We start from the raw sequence: 21634 nt of genomic DNA, 5'->3' as shown, positions 1-21634 counted from the left end.
TTTTCACTCGTCATTAACACCTTTTTCCATGGCTTTCCATGGTAAAGTGGCACATTTAATTCTTGCAGGGAACTTTGCAACCCCCTGTAGTGCTTCCATATCACCGAAGTCTAAGTCCTCGGCATCCAAGTCTTCTCCAAGCATCATATTGGAGAAGAGTTTGGAAAGCTTTAATGCGTCCGATATTTCTTTTCCCTTTATTGCTTGTGTCATCATGGAGGCAGAAGCCATGCTAATAGAACAACCTTCCCCATCGAATTTGGCATCCTTTACAATACCATCTTCTACCTGCATCTGTAACTGAATACGATCACCACAGGTAGGGTTATTCATATCAACCGTTAGTACATCCCCTTCAATATTTCCTTTGTTACGAGGGTTTTTATAATGATCCATGATGACCTGTCTGTATAGTGTATCAAGGTTATTAGAAGACATCACCAAAATACTCCTTCGTTTTTAAAAGTCCATCGACCAAACGATCAACGTCCTCTTTTGTGTTGTATAAATAAAAGCTGGCTCTGGCGGTTGCCGTTACCTCAAGCCATCTCATTAATGGTTGCGCACAATGATGACCAGCTCTTACAGCAATTCCTTCCGCATCAAGAACAGTCGCAGTGTCATGTGGATGTACATCATCCAAGTTGAAGGTAATTAATCCTGCTCGCTCTTCTGGACCGAATATTGTAATCCCATCCATCGTGCTAAGCTTCTCCATTGCATAACTCACTATACTTTGTTCATGTTCGGTAATATTGTCCATGCCAACTTCATTGAGAAAATCAATTGCTGCTCCAAGCCCGATTGCACCAGCAATAATCGGTGTACCACCTTCGAACTTCCAAGGGAGTTCCTTCCAAGTGGAGTCATAAAGGTTAACGAAGTCAATCATTTCTCCACCAAACTCAAATGGCTCCATGTTTTCTAGCAGGTTTTTTCTTCCGAATAATACACCGATACCAGTTGGAGCACACATCTTGTGGCCGGAAAAAGCATAGAAATCGCAGTTTAAGTCCTGTACGTCAATCTTCATATGTGGAGCACCTTGAGCGCCATCTACAACAATTATAGCATCATGCTTATGGGCAAGTTCCGCTATTTGCTTTATGGGATTAACGGTACCTAATACATTGGACACATGGCTAATTGCTACGATCTTGGTATTAGCCGTGATCGTGTTAGCTGCATCTTCCAAACTTATCGTCCCGTCCGACTGGAGTGGTATATATTTCAACGTTGCTCCAGTAGCTTTAGCTGCTTGCTGCCATGGAATAATATTACTATGATGCTCCATAGGGGTGATCACGATCTCATCACCCTCTGTTAAGTTTGCCCGTCCATAACTATATGCTACGGTATTAATTGCAGTAGTCGTTCCACGTGTGAAAATGACCTGCTTCGTAGTTTCTGCGTTAATAAACTTACGTACTTTCTCTCTAGCGCCCTCGTACTTATCAGTAGCCCGTGTACCCAGTGTATGAACACCACGATGGACATTAGAATTATCTTGCCTATAATACGTATCTAATGCTTCTATCACACTTTTGGGTTTTTGAGAGGTTGCAGAAGAATCCAAGTAAACTAATGGGTGGCCATTCACTTCCTGATCTAAAATCGGGAATTCCTGCCTAATGGCATGTAGATCCATTAGTATACCTTCCTTTCAATAACCTCAGTCAATTGATTTTTAACGGATTCAATTGGCAACTGGTTTACAACAGGGGCTAAGAATCCATGAATAACAAGACGCTCTGCTTCAGCCTGGGTAATACCACGGCTCATAAGATAATACAATTGTAATGGATCAACACGACCAACAGATGCAGCATGACCTGCTGTTACATCATCTTCATCAATTAGCAATATTGGATTGGCATCTCCACGAGCTTTTTCACTTAACATTAAAACGCGAGACTCTTGCTCAGCATTCGATTTAGAAGCACCGTGTTCAATTTTTCCAATTCCGTTAAAGATGGAAGTAGCACTATCCTTCATAACACCATGCTGTAGGATATAGCCTTCTGAGTTTTTACCGAAATGCACAATCTTCGCTGTGAAATTCTGTGTTTGTTTTCCACGTCCAACAGAAACGGTTTTCGCATTGGATAGTGAATTATCTCCAACAAGGTGCGTGATGTTTTCAGACACTGTATTTCCTTCATTCATCTGGCCAAGGGCCCAATCAATCGTTGCGTCACGGTAAGCAACACCACGACGGTTGTTATATACAGTAGTGCCTGCTGCAAAGTTGTCTACTGCTCCAAAAGAGATCTTCGCATTATTTTGAGCAATAACCTCTGTTACAACATTTGCTAGTGTTTCTTCTGTTTCATTATAAGAAATGTAGTTTTCTACATAAGTAAGTGAACTGTTCTCATCGGCAACAACCAGCACATGATTAAACAATGCTGCTTCTGGATCCTCTTGCCAGAAGATAACTTGTAGTGGTACTTTAACTTCTACGTTTTTAGGAACATAAACGAAAATCCCACCATTCATTAATGCAGCATGTAGTGCTGTTAAACGATGCTCATCAACCGAAACAGCGTCCTTCATGTAATACCTTCTTACAAGATCTTCATGTTCTTGAAGAGCTGTAAAAATATCTGTAAAGATGACGCCCTGTTCCTTTAATTCTTCACTAAGTGTTGCATAAGCAACCGAGTGATTTCGCTGTATTAAAAGATTCTCCGGAATATTCTCTTCATCTAAGAAGCCTTCTAATGCTTCAGGCAATTCTTTTAATGATGAGATTTTTTCACCTTCTGCTAAGTGCTTGAAACGACTGAAATTCCATTTACCGATTTTTGTTTTATCAGGTTTTGGCAATTCAAGCGTCTCAATTTGCTCTAAAGCTTGAAGACGTAGAGAATTCATCCATTCCGGTTCATTGTTATCCTTGGAAAACTGATTAATATATTCTTTGTCATATGGCAGCTTTGTTTCAACAGACATAGTATCCCTCCTAACTATTACGCGTTTTGCCCAACTGTTTCGTCTTCGATACCAAGTTCTTCTTTAATCCACTCGTAACCTTCTGCTTCTAAGCGTTGCGCTAGTTCAGGTCCACCGGATTTAACAACACGGCCTTGCATCATAACGTGTACATGGTCTGGTGTAATGTAGTTCAACAAGCGTTGGTAATGCGTAATAATCAGGCAACCAAAGTTTTCATCACGAAGCTTGTTAATTCCTTTGGATACAATCTTAAGTGCATCAATATCTAGACCTGAATCAATTTCATCCAAAATAGCAATCTCTGGTTTTAATAGCATTAATTGAAGGATTTCGTTACGCTTTTTCTCTCCACCTGAGAATCCTTCATTTAAATAACGCTGTGCCATGTTTTTATCGATTTCCAGATAATCAAGGGCACTATCCATTTCTTTAATAAATTTCATTAAAGAAACCTCGTCTCCTTCTTCACGACGTGCGTTCATAGAAGAGCGAAGGAAATCTGAAGTTGTTACACCACTAATTTCACTTGGGTACTGCATTGCAAGGAAAAGACCTGCACGTGCACGTTCATCAACTTCCATTTCTAATACATCTTCACCATCAAGCAAGATGCTTCCTTCTGTCACTTCATACTTAGGATGTCCCATAACAGCTGATGCCAATGTCGATTTACCTGTTCCATTTGGTCCCATCACTGCGTGGAATTCTCCACCTTTTATAGTAAGGTCAACACCCTTTAATATCTCTTTGCCTTCAATTGATACATGAAGATTCTTGATTTCTAACGTAGATCCAGCCATAACGATACCTCCAACTACTATTTTTTTCTTATTTTCAAACGGATTCAATATCCATTCTCAATTTATTCTCATTACAATCTTAAAGCATTTCAAATTTATTATCAACTTTTTTAGGCTATCCAGTTCATAACATTTCCCACTCATTTTAATACACAAAAATGGCTAATTGCAAGTCTACTTGGAATAACGTCAAATCATTGGAGATTATGCATCCTCACAAAAATAGACCCTCATTTTCATGAGGGTCTAATCAAATTACATTTTATCCAAATTATTTATGAGCGCTTTACTTTTTTCATATTCCTTTTGACGGCTTTTCTCCACTTCTAGACGAGTTTCCAGTTTTCTCTCATACTCAGCGTAAGGCACTTTATGTGCTTGTTGCATGCCCTTTTCCATTTCTGGTGTATAGTTCATGCTTATTCCACTATTAATAGTGAACCATCCTTTCGTTTTGTGTACATGAATAAATGTATCACAATACGGTACCCTGAACAATTCAGTTATAAACCCCTTTTGAGCGTTTTACTTCTATATTTGTTCATTTGAGAAATTCTACAATGACCTTCCAAAAGTTCTTTTAGATAACTGCTGTTTTCACGCGCATCCTCAAGATTTGCAATTTTTTTATTCTTTTCCGCCAACTGGGACAACGGCACCTTCATATTCTTCCAATATAAAGTTCTGAATTTCTTCTGAATGAAGAACGTCTACAAGCTTGTTTAATGCTTCATCATCCTTGTCCTCTTCCCTTACCGCAATGACATTTACATAAGGAGATTCTTCACCTTCCACAAAAAGCGAATCTTCAATTGGATTTAGGCCCGCTTGAATAGCAAAGTTTGTGTTGATGACAACAAGTACATTTTCCTCAGAATTATAATATTCTGGAAGTAACTCTGCATTATAATCTGGTGAGAATTCAAGCTCTTTAGGATTCTCCACAATATCATCTACTGTTGCCGTTTCTTTGTCCACATTTTCATCAAGGGTAATTAATCCTTTTGCTTCAAACAAGGAAAGAATTCGTCCATGGTCAGGTACGGAATTACTCATTATAACTTCAGTGCCTTCCGGGATATCATCTACACTCGGAATATCTTTGGAATAAACACCAATTGGTTCGATATGAATACCACCAATTTCTGTTAATTCATATCCAGTATCAGCAATGGTTTGCTCAAGGTATGGAATATGTTGAAAGTAATTTGCATCAATTTCGCCATTTGCTAAATCATCGTTTGGAAGAACATAGTCCTCGTATGGTTCTACCTCTAATGTAATGCCTTCCTCTTCAAGTAGTGGCTTTGCTTCTTCCAAGATCTCAGCATGCGGAATACTAGAAGCACCTACCTTAATTGTATTGTTATCACCTTCTGATGAAGACTCATCCCCTCCGCCACAAGCGGCTAACGCAAGAACAGCCAATAATGATACTAGGATTAGAATTTTTTTCATTTTAGATAACTCCCTCTTCTTTTTTATCGTTTATCTAGTTTAGTTGCTATAATATCTCCAATAAATTGGAAGATAAATACAATGATCACAATGAGTACGGTACAAAGGAACACGATATCAAAGTCCCGGCGCATAAAGCCCGAATAGTATGCGTAGCTCCCCAAACCGCCAGCTCCAATTGCTCCAGCCATCGCTGTATAACCAATAAGCGCAATAGCTGTTACTGTAATACCGGATATTAATGCCGGCATAGATTCTGGAAGTAGCACTTTAAATATAATCGTTCTAGTTTTTGCCCCCATTGCCTTTGCTGCTTCGACAACTCCTCTATCAATTTCTCGAAGACCAATTTCCACCAACCTCCCATAGAAAGGAGCAGAGCCAATAATTAATGCAGGCAACGCGGCAGTAGGGCCACGCATCGTACCAATTAAGAAATTAGTGAACGGGAACAACAGGAAAATTAAAATAATAAAAGGAATGGCACGAAACACGTTCACTATAGCTGATACAATAAAATGGACACTTTTATTTTTCCATATTCCATCTTTTGAAGTCAGATAGAGAAGTAAACCAAGTAGAAGTCCAAGAATAAAAGTACCAATTAACGCTATTATTGTCATATAGAAGGTTTCATACGTTGCTTCAATAAGGTCTTCTATTTTAATATTATTTAACACCCTTAATCACCTCCATTTCCACAGAGGATTTTTCTTTAATAAATCGAACCGCTTCATCCAATTCATTCCCTGCAATTTGTACGATTAGGGTACCGTACGCACCTGCTTGTGTCTGGGTGATTTTACCTTGCAGAATATTGATCTCCACTTCATAATTCTTAGCAAGTTGGCTAATAAGCGCCTGATTGGTTGTTTCACCAATGAAATGAAGCCGTATAATTTCTCCTTCTGTGTATACCTCTGTAAGGCCATGAATATTTTCATCTTCCTCACCGTTGCCCATTACCTGTTCCACAAACTTCTTGGTTACATGCTGACGAGGATGGAGAAAGACATCCATTACTTCGCCCTGTTCCACTACTTTTCCACTCTCCATGACGGCAACGTGATTACATATTTTACGAATTACATGCATTTCATGGGTTATTAATATAATCGTTAAACCAAACTGTTTATTAATATCTACCAGTAGGTCCAAAATGGAATTCGTTGTTTCCGGGTCTAGTGCAGATGTTGCCTCATCACATAGCAATACTTTGGGATTGTTGGCAAGAGCTCTCGCTATCCCAACACGTTGCTTCTGTCCACCACTTAATTGGGAAGGATATGCTTTCTCTTTTCCTGATAGCCCAACAAGATCGATGAGCTCTTGGACACGCTTTTGCTTGTCCATTTTTGCCACGCCAGCAATTTCCAATGGGAATGCAATGTTATCCTCGACTGTTCTTGACCAGAGCAGATTAAAATGCTGAAAAATCATGCCGATATCCTGTCTTGCGATTCTTAGCTGTCGCGCAGTCATGGCGGTAATATCTTCATTGTTAATCTTAATGCTACCGCCCGTGGGCTCTTCAAGTCTATTGAGCAAACGGACAAATGTACTTTTTCCAGCACCACTGTAGCCAATCACACCAAATATATCGCCATCATTTATGTTTAAATCTAAATTTTCTACTGCAGTTACGCTGCTTTTGTTTGAAGTAAATACCTTACTCAAACCTTCAATTGATATCACGTTAATCCTCCTTAGTAAACCTCAGCAATAGTATGCCCAAATAGCACAAAAAACGCCATTCTGAAAGAACAGAATGACGTAGTAAATCGTCTTCACGTTCTCTCATCTGTCAAAGTTTTCACTTTGCAGGAATTGGCACCTTTCAACTATTAAAATAGTTGAAGGTTGCCGCGGTTTCACAGGGCCAGTCCCTCCACCGCTCAAGATAAGAGTCTATTTTTTTATCCACTTAAATTCGATAAGAATTATACTATCATGCTACTTTTACTGTGTCAATAAATAATTTAAGATTAATTTTTTACAAAAAGTTCTGGTTTATACTCCATCAAATAGCCGTAAATGTTAGGTATGGATTGAAAGGCATAAACCTTCTCCTTTATCTGATTATCTTTCATAATGAAAAGACAAGGTACGCTTTCCACCTGATTCTCGATCATAAACTCTGGATAAAGGGATGCATTCATCTCATAGAAAATGGTTTCCTTGTGCACTTGCTCAATTTTTTCCAGCATGGTTCTTGCAAGTGCACAGGTACCACAAAAGGGAGTATAGATATAAAGCAAATAATCGCCATCATTTAGTTGTTTCTTTGTTATTTCTTGCAAAAAATCACCTAACCAATCTGCCTCATAATAAAAATAGAGGGTTAACCGCTATCCGTTTACTTACCAGCGCTGTGGCAAGCGCTTGTTCAGGTGTTGTCGCGACCTCCCGATATTCACTGCTGACATATATATGTTCTGCATGTGGGAGCTCTCTCGCCAACTGTTTACGTAACTTTATGCCTGAATAGTCTTCGTCCACTAAAATATACACGTCCTTATAGTCAAGCTCATAAGTCTCAAGTAATTCATCTAGACGTTCCACTCCAAGTGTTCCATTGGTACAAACAATTGTTACTTCATCTGTAATAACCTTTTTAACTTGTCGTTTATCTGTTAAACCCTCTACAATGATTATTTTCTCATTTTCATGTGACATGGTTACATAGCTCTCCTCGAAAATCAAGCAAAATGTTTTTTCTAATATTATTTCCTAATAAGAGTATATGAAGAAAAGAAGGCTAACTATACAACTTTTATAAAGATGCACGTTAGCCTCCCTTTTTTATTCTTTATTCTTCATCGTTAAGCACTGCCTCATATGCCTCAGCGTTCAGAAGTTCATCTAATTGCGCTTGTTCAGATGGCTCTATTACTACCATCCAAGCTTTTTCATATGGGGATTCATTAACGAATTCAGGGCTGTCTTCTAAATCTGCATTCACTTCTACTACTTTACCACTAACTGGAGCATATAATTCAGAAACTGTTTTTACAGATTCTACACTACCGAATGGTTCATTAAGTTCCAATTCATCTCCAACTTCTGGAAGCTCAACAAATACGATATCTCCCAGTTCATCCTGAGCAAAATCAGTAATTCCAATACGTAGTTTGCCGTCTTCCTTTTTAACCCACTCATGCTCTTTAGAATATAATAAGTCCTTTGGTATGCTCATTGTCATCCCTCCATTATGTAATCAATCTAACTATAACCCAATTTGCCCGTATTTTTCTAGTCATAAATTTAGTCAGATTGCCAAGTCTCGTTATAAACTTCTTCCTTGAAACCGACTGTCACCTTTTGACCGTCTGTAGCAATCGGGCGTTTTATAAGCATCCCATCTGTTGCTAGAATAGCTGCCATTTCCTCGTCGGATGCATTCGCTATTTTCTCTTTAATATTTCCTTCTCGGTATTTTTTACCACTCGTATTAAAAAATTTCTTTGCTGGCAGTCCACTCTTCTTAATTAGTTCAAGAATTGTTTGCTCAGTCGGTGTATTTTCCACAATATGAACAGCATGGAAATCAACCTGATTTTCTTCCAACCACTTTTTGGCCTTCTTGCAAGTACCGCAATTTGGGTACCAATAAAACGTAAGTGCCATTAACTTAACCACCCTACTCGTTATTTTGCTTCTATTATAGCAAATATGTAAGAGACATGACGAGTTGAATGGTAGTTATAAGCAATGGCACATTAATCCATAAAAAGACGAGTCTCTTTAGAAGCAAAAAGCCAAACGATCATTCGAATATTTTCGTGAAAATTCGAATGCATTTGACTTTAAGCGCATTTATAATTAAACGATATACTTCTCTTCCTCAATTATTTGCTCTGCAATTTCTCTTTTCTTAGCTACAACGTTTGTTGGTGTGTGACGTGTAAGCTTTCTTAATGAAGAAAGCATCATTCTTAGCGTGTCTCCTTCTTCAACAGCGATTAATGTTTCTTTCGCGTCAGCTTCAATACGATTAAATGCCTCTTGAACATAAACCTGTGTATATTGCAGTTTTAGATTATTCTTTTCTAATCCAGTTTTATTTATCGCCTTTTCGGTTCTCAAGATGGCCGCTTCCATGTTGTATACTTCTGCTGTCATATCTGCAAGGTTAACAAGAATTTCTTGTTCCTTTTCAAGCTTTTTCATATATTTCTGTGCGGCAAGTCCTGCGCCAAGTAATACCATTTTTTTCGCATTTCTTAGTAAATATTTTTCTTGAGCTAATGTTTCATCGCCTACTTCTTCCGGCATCATCATCATGAGTTCTTCCTGAAGACTTTGTGCCTTTTGCAATAATGGTAGCTCACCTTTCATAGCTTTTTTCAATAATGTCCCTGGAACAAGAAGACGATTAATTTCATTTGTCCCTTCGAAAATTCTGTTTATTCGGGAATCGCGGTAGATACGTTCCACTTCATATTCCTGCATAAACCCATATCCGCCATGTAGTTGAACAGCTTCATCGGCAGTGAAATCTAATAATTCGGTACACATGTATTTATTCATGGAACATTCAATTTGGTATTCCGCAATAGCTCGCGCTACCTCCCTACCGTCTTTTAACTGTTCCTCGGTTAAGGAGCCCATTCGTTGTTCAAACAGTCCAACGGTACGATAAACTGCACTCTCATTGGCATAAATTTCAGCGGCCATTGTTCCAAGCTTTTCCTTTGTTAAAGAGAAACTTGATATCGGTGTCTCGAATTGCTTTCTCTGATTCGTATATTTAACAGCTAGCTCAAGCGCTCGTTTTGAGCCGCCGACCCCGCCTATAGCCAGCTTATACCTACCAACATTTAAAATATTGAATGCAATGACATGCCCTCGGCCCTTTTCACCAAGTAGGTTTTCTACTGGAACTTCAGCATCCTCCAGGACCAGTGTACGAGTAGAGGAACTTTTGATTCCCATCTTTTTCTCTTCTGGACCTGTAGAAACTCCTTGATACTCTCTTTCTACAATAAAAGCAGAAAAATGCTCGCCATCAATTTTTGCATATACAACAAACACGTCTGCAAAAGCAGAGTTCGTGATCCATTGTTTCTCACCATTCAGTATATAATGCGTACCTGCTTCGTTTAATTTTGCAGTAGTCTTGGCACCTAATGCATCAGATCCTGAACTTGGTTCTGTTAGGGCATATGCTGCTAGTAACTCGCCAGTAGCAAGTTTTGGAAGATACTTTTCTTTTTGTTCTTCATTTCCGAAGAAAACAATTGGCAATGAGCCAATTCCTACATGTGCACCGTGTGTAACAGAGAACCCGCCTGCTCTGGAAAATTTCTCTGTAATTAACGAAGAACTGATTTTATCAAGAGCAAGACCTCCATATGCTTCAGGTACATCGGCACCTAATAACCCAAGTTCTCCTGCTTTCTTTAAAAGTTCAACAGAATATTCAAACTCGTGATTTTCCAAGTTTTCCACTTTAGGAAGTACTTCCCCTATTACAAAATCCTCAGTCGTCTTCGCTATCATTTTATGTTCATCAGTAAAATCTTCGGGTGTGATCACATCATCTGCTGTCAAATCTTCTACTAAAAATGCCCCACCTTTAAACAACTTAGCCTTTGTTTCACTCATCATCCATTTCCCCTTTATTATGATTTTCCGTTTCTAACCAGACTATATAAGTTCAAATACACCAGCTGCTCCCATTCCACCGCCAATACACATCGTGACAACGCCAAATTGGATTTGCTCACGTTTCATTTCGTGAATAAGACTTAAAGTAAGCTTTGTGCCCGTCATACCGAGCGGATGACCAAGCGCGATAGCCCCTCCATTTACATTCACCTTATTTACATCAAGATCTAGGGCGTGTATTACCCTAACTGCTTGGGCAGCAAAGGCTTCGTTTAATTCATATAAGCCAATATCTGAAAGCTCTAAACCTGCCTGTTTTACGGCCTTTGGTATCGCCTCAACTGGGCCTACCCCCATGATTTCTGGTTCCACTCCAGCGACTGCGAAAGAGCGAAACTTAACGAGTGGTGATAATCCTTCAGCTAGTGCCTTTTCCCTATCCATTAAAAGAACAGAAGCTGCGCCATCACTCATTTGTGAAGAATTTCCAGCCGTTACGGAACCCTTCATATGAAAGGCTGGACGAAGCTTTGCTAATATTTCTGTAGTTGTACCTGCTCTAACTCCTTCGTCCATTTCAAACTTAGTATGCTTTTCTTCTACTTTATTCTTTGTGTTCATCTGTCTCTTTGTTAATTCAACAGGCACGATTTCTTCGGCAAATTTCCCATTTTTAATTGCGTTTGCTGCCCGCTCATGACTTCTTACAGCGAATGCATCCTGTTCTTCACGCGAAATGTTGAAACGGTTTGCCACCTCTTCAGCTGTGTGACCCATCCCCATATAATAACCAGGAGCATGTTGCACCAATTTTGAATTGGGCTTAATCACGTGCCCACCCATTGGGATCAGACTCATTGACTCTGCGCCACCAGCGATAATGGTATCACTAGCACCAACCATAATACGTTCTGCTGCATACGCAATACTCTGTAGCCCTGATGAACAATACCGGTTCACCGTTATTCCCGGAACATCATGCTTTAGGCCTGCCAGGCCAGCAATATTACGTGCCATATTCATTCCTTGCTCTGCTTCTGGCATGGCGCAACCAATGATGACATCGTCAATCGTGCCATCATAGTTATCAGCCCTTCTTAATGTTTCCTTAATCGTTAAAGCGGCAAGATCATCTGGACGGCTTTCAGCTAGAGAACCTTTATGAGCTCTACCGACTGGTGTTCTTGCCCCTGCTACAATAACTGCTTCCTTCACAACTTTTCCCCCTCTGCATTTAATTGCGTAATGGTTTTCCTTTTACTAACATGTGTTGCATTCTTTGTTGGGTCAATGGCTCTCCAATTAAACTAAGAAACGCTTCTCTTTCCAAATCAAGCATCGCTTGTTCATTTATGAGTGTTCCTTCTTTCATACGCCCACCTGATAAAACGTACGCCAATTTCTCCGCTATCTTCACATCATGCACTGAAGCATAGCCACTCCGGTGTAAGTTTTGAGCGCCCAATAGCATAGCTGCATAACCTGAATCTCCTACCACTGGGATTTGCTCAGGAAGTGGCGATTGGTACCCAGCTTTTGCTAGAGCAAGCACTTTCTCTTTAGCGTCATATAATAGATGGTCTGGGTTTGCACTAATCGAATCTGTGGCATTTAAAAATCCATTCTCTCTTGCTTCAGCAGCAGATTTAGAAACTGTAGCCGTTGCTACTTTTTCAAATACATCGTTAGCCACTTTGGTAAGATCAAACTGAATACCCTTTGGCAAATTACGTAATTGCTTTAAGTACAATTCTTTTGTTCCTCCACCACCAGGGATCAAACCGACGCCAAACTCTACTAATCCAATATATGTTTCAGGTGAAGCCTGTATGGCCGCTGCTGGTAATGATACTTCTGCCCCTCCACCAAGAACCATATTAAACGGTGCTGCTACTACTGGTTTCGCAGCATATTTAATTCGCATTGCCATGTTTTGAAATTGCCGAACAACGATGTCCAACTCCATGAAGTTTTGGTCCTGTGCTTCCATTAGCATCATGGCGAGGTTTGCGCCAACACAAAAGTTCTTTCCTTGGTTCCCAATAACAAGGCCTTCGTAATTTTTTTCCGTCTCTTCAATTGCATAATTCATCATCTGGATAATATCAAGTCCGATGGAATTTCCTTGCGAATGGAATTCTAGCCCTGCTACTCCATCCCCTAAATCTATAAAACTAGCACCTGCATTCTTTTTTATAACGCCATTACTTTCTTTTAGCCGTTTTAAATGAATTTCTTTTTTATTAAACTCCTGCTGGGTATATTCGCCCTTTTGATAGAAAAAGGAAGATCCTTTATCTTGTTTATAAAAGGAAGAGACACCTCTCTCCAGCATGTTTTCTACCCACTCTGGTATGTCTTCCCCTTCTTCCTTCATTCTTGTGACAGAAGCTTCCACACCAATTGCATCCCATGTTTCAAATGGCCCTAATTCCCAACCAAATCCCCACTTCATTGCCTGGTCGATTGATAATACATCATCTGCTATCTCACCACAAAGTCTGGCGGAATATAAGAGAACGGGTTTGAGCATGGACCAAACAAGATCTCCAGCCCTATCTCCTCGCGCGTTTACAAGCGCTTTCAATTTTCTGCGTGTTCCTTTTTCCTGTTTTGCCATTTCCATAGCAGCAGATTTTAACTTTTTCCGTTCTTCATATTCCAATGTTTCGGTGTTTAGTTCATAGATCGCACTGCCATCTTTCCCTTTCTTTTTCAGGAAAAATCCTTGTTCTGATTTCGCCCCAAGCCAGCCCCTATTTAACATTTCTTTCATAAAGTCTGGAACTGTAAATACTTCTTTTTCTTCTCCATCTACTTGATCATAGACATTTTTGGCCACGTGGATAAATGTATCCAACCCAACAACATCTAGGGTACGAAACGTTGCGCTCTTTGGACGGCCAATTATCGGTCCTGTAACGGAATCGACTTCTCCAATGCTATAGCCACCCTCCAGCATTTTCCTTACTGTTATCAGTAAGCCATAGGTTCCGATTCTATTCGAGATAAAGTTTGGGGTGTCTTTTGCTTCTACGACCCCTTTACCTAAAACATCTTCACTAAACATTTTCATAAAGGCAACAACTTCTGGGTCCGTTTTTACTGTTGGAATAATTTCTAATAATTTTAAGTATCTAGGTGGGTTAAAAAAGTGGGTTCCGAGAAAATGCTTTTTAAAATCCTCTGAACAATCTTCGGCCATCTTTTCAACAGATATCCCCGAGGTGTTGGAGCTTACAATTGCACCCTGCTTACGAATCTCATCAATTCGGGAAAATACCTTTTTCTTAATAGGAAGGCTTTCCACCACAACCTCAACGATCCAGTCCACCTCTGCCAATTTGTTCATATCATCTTCCATGTTTCCAACTTCGATTAAGTCCAGGCTTTTTTTGGTAGTTAGTGCTGCAGGCTTCTGCTTTAGCAATGCCTTTTTGCTTTGCGCAGCAATTCTGTTCCGTACAACCTTATCTTCTAATGAAAGACCTTTAGCTAATTCCTCTTTCGTTAATTCCTTCGGCACGATATCAAGCATTATTGTGTGTATACCACAATTCGCCAAATGAGCAGCAATCCCAGATCCCATTACTCCAGAACCTAAAACAGCTGCACGCTTGATAGATTGTTTCATATTATCTCCCCCATTACCGACTTGAATGAATACTCATTCATTTTTTGAGTAAAAATAAAAGATAGCTCCCTATCCATCTATTCTTTACTATAAATGAAATTCTGATAATTCGCAAGAGAAAAAAGAATCCCTCGGATGTTTTTTTAATTCGTTTTTAGTTCCCTGGTTCTCTTTTTGAGAGAACCCAGGGCTTTGCAACAATTACTTTTTAAATACTCCTTTTAAAACAAATAGAACATTTGCCGGACGCTCTGCAAGTCTTCGCATATTGTATCCATACCAATCCTTTCCATATGGTACATATACTCGCATTTTATATCCTTCTTTAAGAAGTGCCTTTTGAAGATCCAACCGAATACCATAGAGCATTTGGAATTCAAATTGATCCCTAGCTATTCCCTCTTCCTTTTCCAATTCTTTTACATAGGCTATGATCGCTTCGTCATGTGTTGCCACTGCTGTATAATTCCCCAAAAGTATATTCTGTTTTATTATCCTTTTATATGTCTCATCAACGTCCTTCTTATTTGGGTACGCAACCTCAGGTGATTCCTTATAAGCACCTTTCACAAGACGAAGATATGGGTTATAAGGGTTTAATCCCTCAATGTCCTCTTCCACTCTGTAAAGATAGGCCTGAAGAACCGTCCCCAAATTATCATATTTCTGTTTTAATTCCTTAAATATATTTAATGTTTTTTCACAGCGTTCAAAATCTTCCATATCGATTGTCACGGTGACATTATGTTTTTTTCCAGCTTCCAGGATGCGATGCATATTTTCCATGACCAACTCATGGGAAATATCAAGGCCCATAGAAGTAAGCTTTAAGGAGAGTTGTGAATCTAATTTTTGTTCGGCGATGACATTTATAGCATGGATGCATTCATCCGCAGATTCCCTTGCTTCCTGCTCATTATCGACAAATTCCCCCAAATGGTCCACCGTAACAACGTATCCGTTTTCATTTATTTCTTTAATTTTTTTTGCTGCACTATCAATATCTGTCCCTGCAACAAAACGAGCAGCACCAAAGCGTAACCCGTACTTTTTCGCTAATTTTGTTAGCGTTTTATTTTTTGATAAAAATAAAAAGAAGTTTCTCAAAAGCTGTTCCAAGCTAATTACCCCCAAATAAAAAATAATTTTCTCTTGTCAAGATTAAGACTATTTTATCACCTTTTATCATATTTCGTATATAGTTTGTTATGAATTCAAATATAGAAAGGACTGCTTCCTATTAAGAACCAGCCCTAAAAGGAATTAACCGACTTTAAGATAGTAGCGCTGTGCACCTATTTTCCTATACTACAACACTGTAACCTTTTGCTTCTACTGCTTGTCGCAATTCAGACAACTTGGCTTCAGCTTCATCATAAATTACATCTACGCTTCCTGTATTGATGTGTACTTCTACACCTGTTACGCCATTAAAAGACTCTACTGTTTGTTTCACTTTTGTTTCACAATTTTCACATGTCATGCCTTGAACTTCTAGTGTCGCTTGCATGGTGATTCCTCCCTTTATTTAAAAGATATCTTTCTTTTGATGTATCCCACTTTTTCTTTTCTAAAACCTCCTCGCACAAAACGTAATCATTCTTATTTACATTTTGCCGCGGGTACGATAAGATAGTTTTAGTATAAATTTAATAGATGAACGAGCGAATTATATCTATAGCCCCATTGGCATGCCATCTGATCTTCGTGCAATACTAATGGGGATAGGTTCCGTGTGAAAAAGGAATCCGCTACAAACTAGAAAGAAGGAATAACATGGACAATTTCGTGGTCCGAATGCAAGATGTATCGTACGCATACGAACAAAAAGATGTACTGACAAATATCAATTTCTCTATTCCACAAGGTGCTTTTATGGGACTGATCGGTCCAAACGGTGGCGGGAAAACGACCCTTATAAAACTTCTGCTAGGTCTCATTAACCCTGATAAGGGGTCCATTGAATTATTGCAGCAGCCTAGAGATAAATTTAAGGATTGGAATAAAATTGGTTTTGTATCGCAAAAAGCCAATTCATTTAATAAAGGATTCCCAGCAACGGTGTATGAAGTAGTCTCAATGGGCTTGACAGCGAAGGTTGGTTATTTGAAGTTTTTTAACAAAACGCATAAGGAAAAAATCTTATCAACAATAGACCAGGTTGGCATGCTTGATTATGCCTACGAAAATATAGGAAACCTATCTGGAGGTCAGCAACAGCGCGTATTTATTGCAAGATCTCTTGTAAACAATCCGGAGTTACTGATTCTTGATGAACCAACAGTCGGAGTGGATTATGAAAATGTACAACGCTTTTATGAAATGCTTTACCGTTTGAATACGCAGTATGGCATTACGTTATTGCTGGTTACACATGACACAGGAACCATGACCGAACATGCAACAGAAATTGCTTGTTTGAACACAACGCTCCATTTTCATGGAAAGCCGGAAGAATATAAATCATTAACAGATAGAGATCTATCAAAGCTTTACGGGCATCCTGTAAACCTTGTAACACACGATCATTAATGGAGGAAAGAACATGCTAGCTGATTTTTTTGAATATGACTTTTTACGACATACTTTTTTAACTGGTTTATTGATTGGTATCATCGCACCACTGCTAGGCACCTTCATCGTGGTTAGAAGACTATCCCTTTTAGCGGATGCCCTCTCACATGTTACTTTAGCAGGAATAGCTTTTGGCCTCTTTTTGGACAAAAAGTTTGCTGTGGGAATTACACCACTCTATGGGGGGATGGCCTTTTCCGTACTAGGATCCATATTTATCGAAAAGCTTCGAGGTGTTTATCATGCTTATCAGGAACTTGCAATTCCCATTATCTTATCAGGTGGTGTCGGACTAAGCCTGATTTTTATATCACTGGCAGACGGCTTTAATACAGAACTATTTAATTATTTATTTGGATCGGTATCAGCCGTAAGTAAACAGGATTTCTTATCAATTGCTGGTATTGCTATCTTTATAGTGATTATCATTACGTTATTTTACAAGGAATTAGTGACATTATCCTTTGATGAAGAACATGCAAAAGTATCAGGTATACACGCAAAACGTATTCACTTACTGTTCATCGTACTTACAGCACTTGTCATCGCAGCATCCATTCGTATAGTAGGTGTTTTACTTGTATCTGCCTTGATGACACTTCCTGTGGCAGCAAGTATGCGGCTTGCCAGAGGTTTTAAACAAATGATGTTTCTATCTATTGTTTTTGGCGAATTAGCTGTTATTATAGGATTAATATCAGGTTATTATTTAAGTATTCCACCAGGTGGAACCATTGTCATGGTCTCCATTATCATTTTACTTCTATCCATTGCTCTAAAGCGAATAACATGGAAGCCTAGAAAAGTGAGGGAAGCCTAATGAGTATAGAAGAAGCAATTGAACTTTTAAAGCAACATGGATATAAAACGACTGGAAAACGTAAGGACATTTTAGCCTTTTTTTCAAGAGCGGATGGTTATCGTACAGCCAAAGAACTTATCCGGCATTTAGAGGAGAGTTATGACGGTATTAGCTTTGATACTGTGTACCGTAATCTGCACTTGTATAATGATGTAGGTATATTGGAAACTACCGAATTAAATGGTGAAAAACATTTTCGATTCAATTGTACAGATCACCACCATCATCATTTCATCTGTAAAGATTGTGGAAAAACGAAAGAAATTTCGGTTTGCCCGATGGACGCTGTGCAATCTGATTTGCATCAGTATGAGATTGAAGACCATAAATTCGAAATCTACGGACTATGTCCAGCTTGTAAATCAGCATGAGAATTAGAGATTGGAAAATCGCGTTTAGTGTAGGGTTAGGTGGGATGTTGGGGGCAGTAGGCCGGTATGCTATATCAGTTGCTTTTCCTGCCGATTCAATTTTTCCTTTCGCTACACTAATTGCTAATTTAGTAGGATGCTTTCTGCTCAGTTTTCTAATGCATTTAAATATAATAAAAAAGCGTTTATCCCCGGCCATTTTTACTGCGTTAACTGTGGGGCTGATCGGGGCCTTTACCACCTTTTCAACCTTAACCCTGGAAACCATTTTGTTGTGGAGCGAGATCCCCATTCTTGCAGTTAGTTACGTGTTTATTAGTATTATAGCTGGGTTAGCATGTTGCTTTCTTGGATTAAAGCTTGCATATCGATTGGAGCGTTCTAGCGTATGATCATTTCTGTAGCGATCGGGGGGTTTTTTGGAAGTATCTTCCGATTTTTAGTAGCTTTCCATGTGACAAAACGTCTTGTTGGGACATGGCTTGTTAACATTATAGGATCTGCTCTGCTTGCATACTTATTTTACCAGCATCTGCAATCAAACATTTCAGACTTCGTATGGGCCTTTGCAGGCATAGGTTTTTGTGGAGCTTTTACCACTTTTTCTACATTTGGAAATGAAACGATCCTGCTATTACTGGAACATAAATATAAGCAGGCATTCCTATACATTTGCAGCTCATTACTTCTATCAATCAGCACTGCTACTGCAATTCTCTATCTGTTGAATAACTCTACATAATCCACACTGCGATTACATATTGCATCTAATTTCAAAGAGGATGGGACACAAGAAAATTAAACAAGAAAAAAACCGGATATTCAAACAGAATATTGTAGAAAAAGTTCGAATACATCCGGATAGACCCTATTTTTTCGATATGTGAATCACACTTTAGCGAAGGAAAAATGTGAGGACTCCAGTGGGAACAGCACGAGTCCGAAGACCCCGGAAGAAGCGTTCTTTGCTTCTGAGGAGGCTGAGGCCGTGCCCACGGAAAGCGCAATATTTTCCGGAGCGGTAAATAAGCAGTTTTTTCTTATTATTGTTAGCGTTTAAAAAAGGCTGGGACGTTATGTCCCAGCCCTTTTTTAATTTGCTGTAATTACGCAAACACTTCTTCAAGTACCTTTGATTCTTCATGATCGAGCATGTTCTTCTGAATAACCTTTTCAACTGGCTTATTCAATTCCTCAGTCAAAGCATTGGCAGGATCAGGCTCACCAATTACAAATAGTTTCTCCCATTCGTGTTCCTTCGCTCGTTTATCAAGTTTTGGTGCAATCTGCTTGTACCAACGGTGCTTATTAGCATTAAAACGAGATTGGAAACCGTCTTTTTGCATGGTTGATCCTTGACCTAAAGCAGGTCTAGGACCTTTCTTTTTTCGCCAATCATTTGTGTCTAAATCTAGTTCAAACGAATCCGTATCTTCAATTTCATTTAAATAAGCTTCAATTACTTTAATTTCATCCTGTTGAACAAGGATAATCCCTGATTTCGGATAGACGTCAGTTAATTTACGTAACTGGGTTAACTCTGGGGTCTCTTGCCAGAAAAATTCCGTGTTCATCCGCATTTGCACACGATCCGCAAACCAGACTTCTTCGTCAGCTGTAGCAATTATGAAGACGCTTCTTAAAAATTCCTGTTCATTTCCTTGAACAAACTTTTCTACTTTTTGTTTAACGAGTTGAAAGTTTTTAAGTTCTTCTTTATCGCCCGATTCCTCCAAGTATTGCTCAAAATTACGTAACCCGTTTTTGAGATGTATCTTCCATTCTCCCCCCTGTTGTTCAGGGTCAGATGGATCCGTATTTAAATACATCGTAAACACTTTATTGGGCCCTTCTCTTCTTATGTTCTCAAGCTTTTCAATTTCTTTATTAAAGTTCATATGATCGGCACTCCTTTACATAGTAGTTCTACTCTTAGTAGTATTTATCCTTAACTCTTCGTGAATAAACATCGTAAACCAAGTTAGGAAGCTAAAAAGAAGTCATTTAAGTACAAATAAAAAGAAGACCTGTAAATCTATGCTCTAAGAATAATTTATTTTATCGGCTTTGGACAAGAAGACTCCATCCTCAAGCTTAGCTAGGGTGGAGATGAATTGTCTGGTTTTCCTGTATTACATACAAATAACGAACATTTGTGCGTGTTTTCCTGATATAATAGATGTACTATTCATATAAGAAAGTTGTGAAAAATATGTCTATTCACAAAGCCTATAAGTTCCGTATCTATCCAACTGCCTCACAAGAAGTCTTCATTGCGAAGACGATTGGTTGCTCCCGTTTTGTGTTCAATCATTTTCTGAATCAATGGAATGAAGCTTACACGAAGACGGGAAAAGGATTGACATACAAGGCTTGTTCCGCCCAGCTGACACAACTCAAAAAGCAACTGGTGTGGCTCAAAGAAGTGGATAGCATAGCCGTGCAGTCAGCACTTAAACACTTGGCTGATGCTTATAACCGCTTTTTTAAAAAACAAAATAAAGCGCCACGGTTTAAGTCAAAGAAAAATCCTGTTCAGTCTTATACGACAAAGTGTACCAATCATAATATAGCGGTGGTTTGGAACAAACTCAAATTGCCAAAATTAGGTCTTGTCAGATTTTCCAAGAGCCGGGAAATTGACGGACGTATCCTGAGCGCTACGATAAGGCGAAATCCGAGTGGAAAATATTTTGTTTCGGTTTTAGCTGAAACAGAAGTAAAACCGTTAGCCAAAACAGGTACTTCTGTTGGCATCGACGTTGGACTCAAAGATTTTGCCGTCCTTTCGGATGGAACAGTATATAAAAATCCAAAACATTTTCGTACATTAGAGTATCGATTGGCAAAAGAACAGCGTACTCTATCACGGCGGAAAGAGCTGGCGATAAAGCAAAAACGAGCCTTACAGGACGCCAAGAACTATCAAAAACAAAAGCGAAAAGTGGCACGTCTCCATGAGCGTATCAGCAATGCACGGCAGGATTACCTGCATAAGATATCTACTGCTATTGTCAAAAACCACGACATTATCGGGATCGAAGACTTGCAGGTGTCCAACATGCTGAAAAATCATAAATTGGCAAAAGCCATTAGCGAAGTGAGCTGGTCACAGTTTCGACAGTTGCTGGAATACAAAGCGGCTTGGTATGGGAAGCGCGTGATAACCGTTGCCAGAAATTTTCCGTCTAGTCAGCTTTGTTCCACACCAAATTGTGGCTATCAAAACAAAGCCGTTAAAAACCTCGGGTTGCGCCAATGGGTTTGTCCTCATTGCAACGCACGTCATGACCGGGATAAAAACGCAAGCTTAAACCTTAAAAATGAAGCGTTACGACTTCTAACTGCGGGGACGCAGGGATAGCCT

Annotated in this window: 24 protein-coding genes and 1 riboswitch; of the genes, 6 read left to right on the top strand and 18 right to left on the bottom strand. The window is 39.2% G+C overall.

The window, feature by feature from the left end; genetic code table 11:
- Positions 1–3 precede the first annotated feature (3 nt).
- The 17 genes from sufU to ACTWPF_RS07085 all read right to left on the bottom strand — a co-directional run bounded on the left by sufU (position 4) and on the right by ACTWPF_RS07085 (position 15970).
- A complete protein-coding gene (gene sufU, locus ACTWPF_RS07165; RefSeq protein ID WP_106897259.1) occupies positions 4–438 on the bottom strand; it encodes a Fe-S cluster assembly sulfur transfer protein SufU in 435 nt (144 codons plus the stop codon).
- Positions 428–1648, bottom strand: a complete 1221-nt coding sequence (locus ACTWPF_RS07160) for a cysteine desulfurase (protein WP_161465128.1) — start codon at positions 1646–1648, stop codon at positions 428–430. Before ACTWPF_RS07160 ends, sufU begins: the two co-directional genes overlap by 11 nt.
- A complete protein-coding gene (sufD, locus tag ACTWPF_RS07155) occupies positions 1648–2955 on the bottom strand; it encodes a Fe-S cluster assembly protein SufD (RefSeq protein WP_106897261.1) in 1308 nt (435 codons plus the stop codon). Before sufD ends, ACTWPF_RS07160 begins: the two co-directional genes overlap by 1 nt.
- A gap of 17 nt (positions 2956–2972) precedes the next feature.
- Positions 2973–3758 carry a Fe-S cluster assembly ATPase SufC gene (gene sufC, locus ACTWPF_RS07150; protein ID WP_036574850.1) on the bottom strand — a complete coding sequence of 262 codons (786 nt, stop codon included), beginning with the start codon at positions 3756–3758 and terminating at the stop codon, positions 2973–2975.
- A gap of 255 nt (positions 3759–4013) precedes the next feature.
- Positions 4014–4175 (bottom strand): hypothetical protein, encoded by a 162-nt coding sequence (locus tag ACTWPF_RS07145; protein ID WP_182858757.1) that lies wholly within the window; start codon positions 4173–4175, stop codon positions 4014–4016.
- 210 nt (positions 4176–4385) lie between these two features.
- A complete protein-coding gene (locus ACTWPF_RS07140) occupies positions 4386–5216 on the bottom strand; it encodes a MetQ/NlpA family ABC transporter substrate-binding protein (RefSeq protein WP_238020046.1) in 831 nt (276 codons plus the stop codon).
- A 23-nt stretch (positions 5217–5239) separates the two neighbouring features.
- Entirely contained in the window at positions 5240–5839 is a 600-nt protein-coding gene (locus ACTWPF_RS07135) for a methionine ABC transporter permease (RefSeq protein WP_161464722.1), read from the bottom strand.
- A 46-nt stretch (positions 5840–5885) separates the two neighbouring features.
- Entirely contained in the window at positions 5886–6911 is a 1026-nt protein-coding gene (locus tag ACTWPF_RS07130; protein WP_161464720.1) for a methionine ABC transporter ATP-binding protein, read from the bottom strand.
- Between the two features lie 99 nt (positions 6912–7010).
- A riboswitch (SAM riboswitch) is annotated at positions 7011–7123 on the bottom strand.
- 78 nt (positions 7124–7201) lie between these two features.
- Entirely contained in the window at positions 7202–7516 is a 315-nt protein-coding gene (locus tag ACTWPF_RS07125) for a thioredoxin family protein (protein ID WP_106897266.1), read from the bottom strand.
- A gap of 22 nt (positions 7517–7538) precedes the next feature.
- Positions 7539–7892: a toprim domain-containing protein gene (locus tag ACTWPF_RS07120; RefSeq protein ID WP_036574866.1), complete on the bottom strand. Its 354-nt coding sequence runs from the start codon at positions 7890–7892 to the stop codon at positions 7539–7541.
- 133 nt (positions 7893–8025) lie between these two features.
- Positions 8026–8412, bottom strand: coding sequence for a glycine cleavage system protein GcvH (gene gcvH / locus ACTWPF_RS07115; protein WP_106897267.1), 387 nt, complete (start codon positions 8410–8412; stop codon positions 8026–8028).
- 68 nt (positions 8413–8480) lie between these two features.
- A complete protein-coding gene (locus tag ACTWPF_RS07110) occupies positions 8481–8843 on the bottom strand; it encodes an arsenate reductase family protein (RefSeq protein WP_106897268.1) in 363 nt (120 codons plus the stop codon).
- A 195-nt stretch (positions 8844–9038) separates the two neighbouring features.
- Complete coding sequence (locus ACTWPF_RS07105; protein ID WP_443148799.1) at positions 9039–10823, bottom strand: acyl-CoA dehydrogenase family protein; 1785 nt, start codon at positions 10821–10823, stop codon at positions 9039–9041.
- Between the two features lie 42 nt (positions 10824–10865).
- Positions 10866–12041 (bottom strand): acetyl-CoA C-acetyltransferase, encoded by a 1176-nt coding sequence (locus tag ACTWPF_RS07100; protein ID WP_106897270.1) that lies wholly within the window; start codon positions 12039–12041, stop codon positions 10866–10868.
- A 19-nt stretch (positions 12042–12060) separates the two neighbouring features.
- Positions 12061–14460, bottom strand: a complete 2400-nt coding sequence (locus ACTWPF_RS07095; RefSeq protein WP_443148798.1) for a 3-hydroxyacyl-CoA dehydrogenase NAD-binding domain-containing protein — start codon at positions 14458–14460, stop codon at positions 12061–12063.
- A gap of 201 nt (positions 14461–14661) precedes the next feature.
- The gene (locus ACTWPF_RS07090) at positions 14662–15579 is read right to left on the bottom strand and encodes a proline dehydrogenase family protein (protein ID WP_443148797.1); all 918 of its coding nucleotides are present in this window, start codon (positions 15577–15579) and stop codon (positions 14662–14664) included.
- A gap of 184 nt (positions 15580–15763) precedes the next feature.
- Entirely contained in the window at positions 15764–15970 is a 207-nt protein-coding gene (locus tag ACTWPF_RS07085) for a heavy-metal-associated domain-containing protein (protein WP_443148796.1), read from the bottom strand.
- Between the two features lie 266 nt (positions 15971–16236).
- Here ACTWPF_RS07085 and ACTWPF_RS07080 point away from each other — a divergent pair, with 266 nt between their 5' ends.
- From ACTWPF_RS07080 to ACTWPF_RS07060, 5 genes are read left to right on the top strand one after another with little or no spacing between them, the layout of a single operon-like run.
- Positions 16237–16992 (top strand): metal ABC transporter ATP-binding protein, encoded by a 756-nt coding sequence (locus ACTWPF_RS07080; protein ID WP_443148795.1) that lies wholly within the window; start codon positions 16237–16239, stop codon positions 16990–16992.
- 13 nt (positions 16993–17005) lie between these two features.
- Complete coding sequence (locus tag ACTWPF_RS07075) at positions 17006–17854, top strand: metal ABC transporter permease (protein ID WP_119575380.1); 849 nt, start codon at positions 17006–17008, stop codon at positions 17852–17854.
- Positions 17854–18267, top strand: coding sequence for a Fur family transcriptional regulator (locus ACTWPF_RS07070; protein WP_106897274.1), 414 nt, complete (start codon positions 17854–17856; stop codon positions 18265–18267). The genes ACTWPF_RS07075 and ACTWPF_RS07070 overlap by 1 nt, the downstream gene beginning before the upstream one ends.
- Complete coding sequence (locus tag ACTWPF_RS07065) at positions 18264–18659, top strand: fluoride efflux transporter FluC (protein WP_443148794.1); 396 nt, start codon at positions 18264–18266, stop codon at positions 18657–18659. Before ACTWPF_RS07070 ends, ACTWPF_RS07065 begins: the two co-directional genes overlap by 4 nt.
- Positions 18656–19009: a fluoride efflux transporter FluC gene (locus ACTWPF_RS07060; protein ID WP_106897276.1), complete on the top strand. Its 354-nt coding sequence runs from the start codon at positions 18656–18658 to the stop codon at positions 19007–19009. Before ACTWPF_RS07065 ends, ACTWPF_RS07060 begins: the two co-directional genes overlap by 4 nt.
- A 364-nt stretch (positions 19010–19373) precedes the next feature.
- Here the strand turns inward: ACTWPF_RS07060 and ACTWPF_RS07055 are convergent, their stop codons facing one another.
- On the bottom strand, positions 19374–20165 hold the full coding sequence (locus tag ACTWPF_RS07055; RefSeq protein WP_443148793.1) for a VLRF1 family aeRF1-type release factor: 792 nt from the start codon (positions 20163–20165) through the stop codon (positions 19374–19376).
- 314 nt (positions 20166–20479) lie between these two features.
- Between ACTWPF_RS07055 and tnpB the strand changes: the two genes are divergently transcribed.
- On the top strand, positions 20480–21631 hold the full coding sequence (gene tnpB, locus ACTWPF_RS07050) for an IS200/IS605 family element RNA-guided endonuclease TnpB (RefSeq protein WP_443148792.1): 1152 nt from the start codon (positions 20480–20482) through the stop codon (positions 21629–21631).
- Positions 21632–21634: the final 3 nt, after the last annotated feature.

Origin of the sequence: Oceanobacillus sp. M65 (assembly GCF_052246275.1) — a bacterium.
Taxonomy (GTDB): domain Bacteria; phylum Bacillota; class Bacilli; order Bacillales; family Amphibacillaceae; genus Oceanobacillus_B; species Oceanobacillus_B jordanicus.
This window is presented reverse-complemented; position numbering and strand designations above follow the sequence as displayed.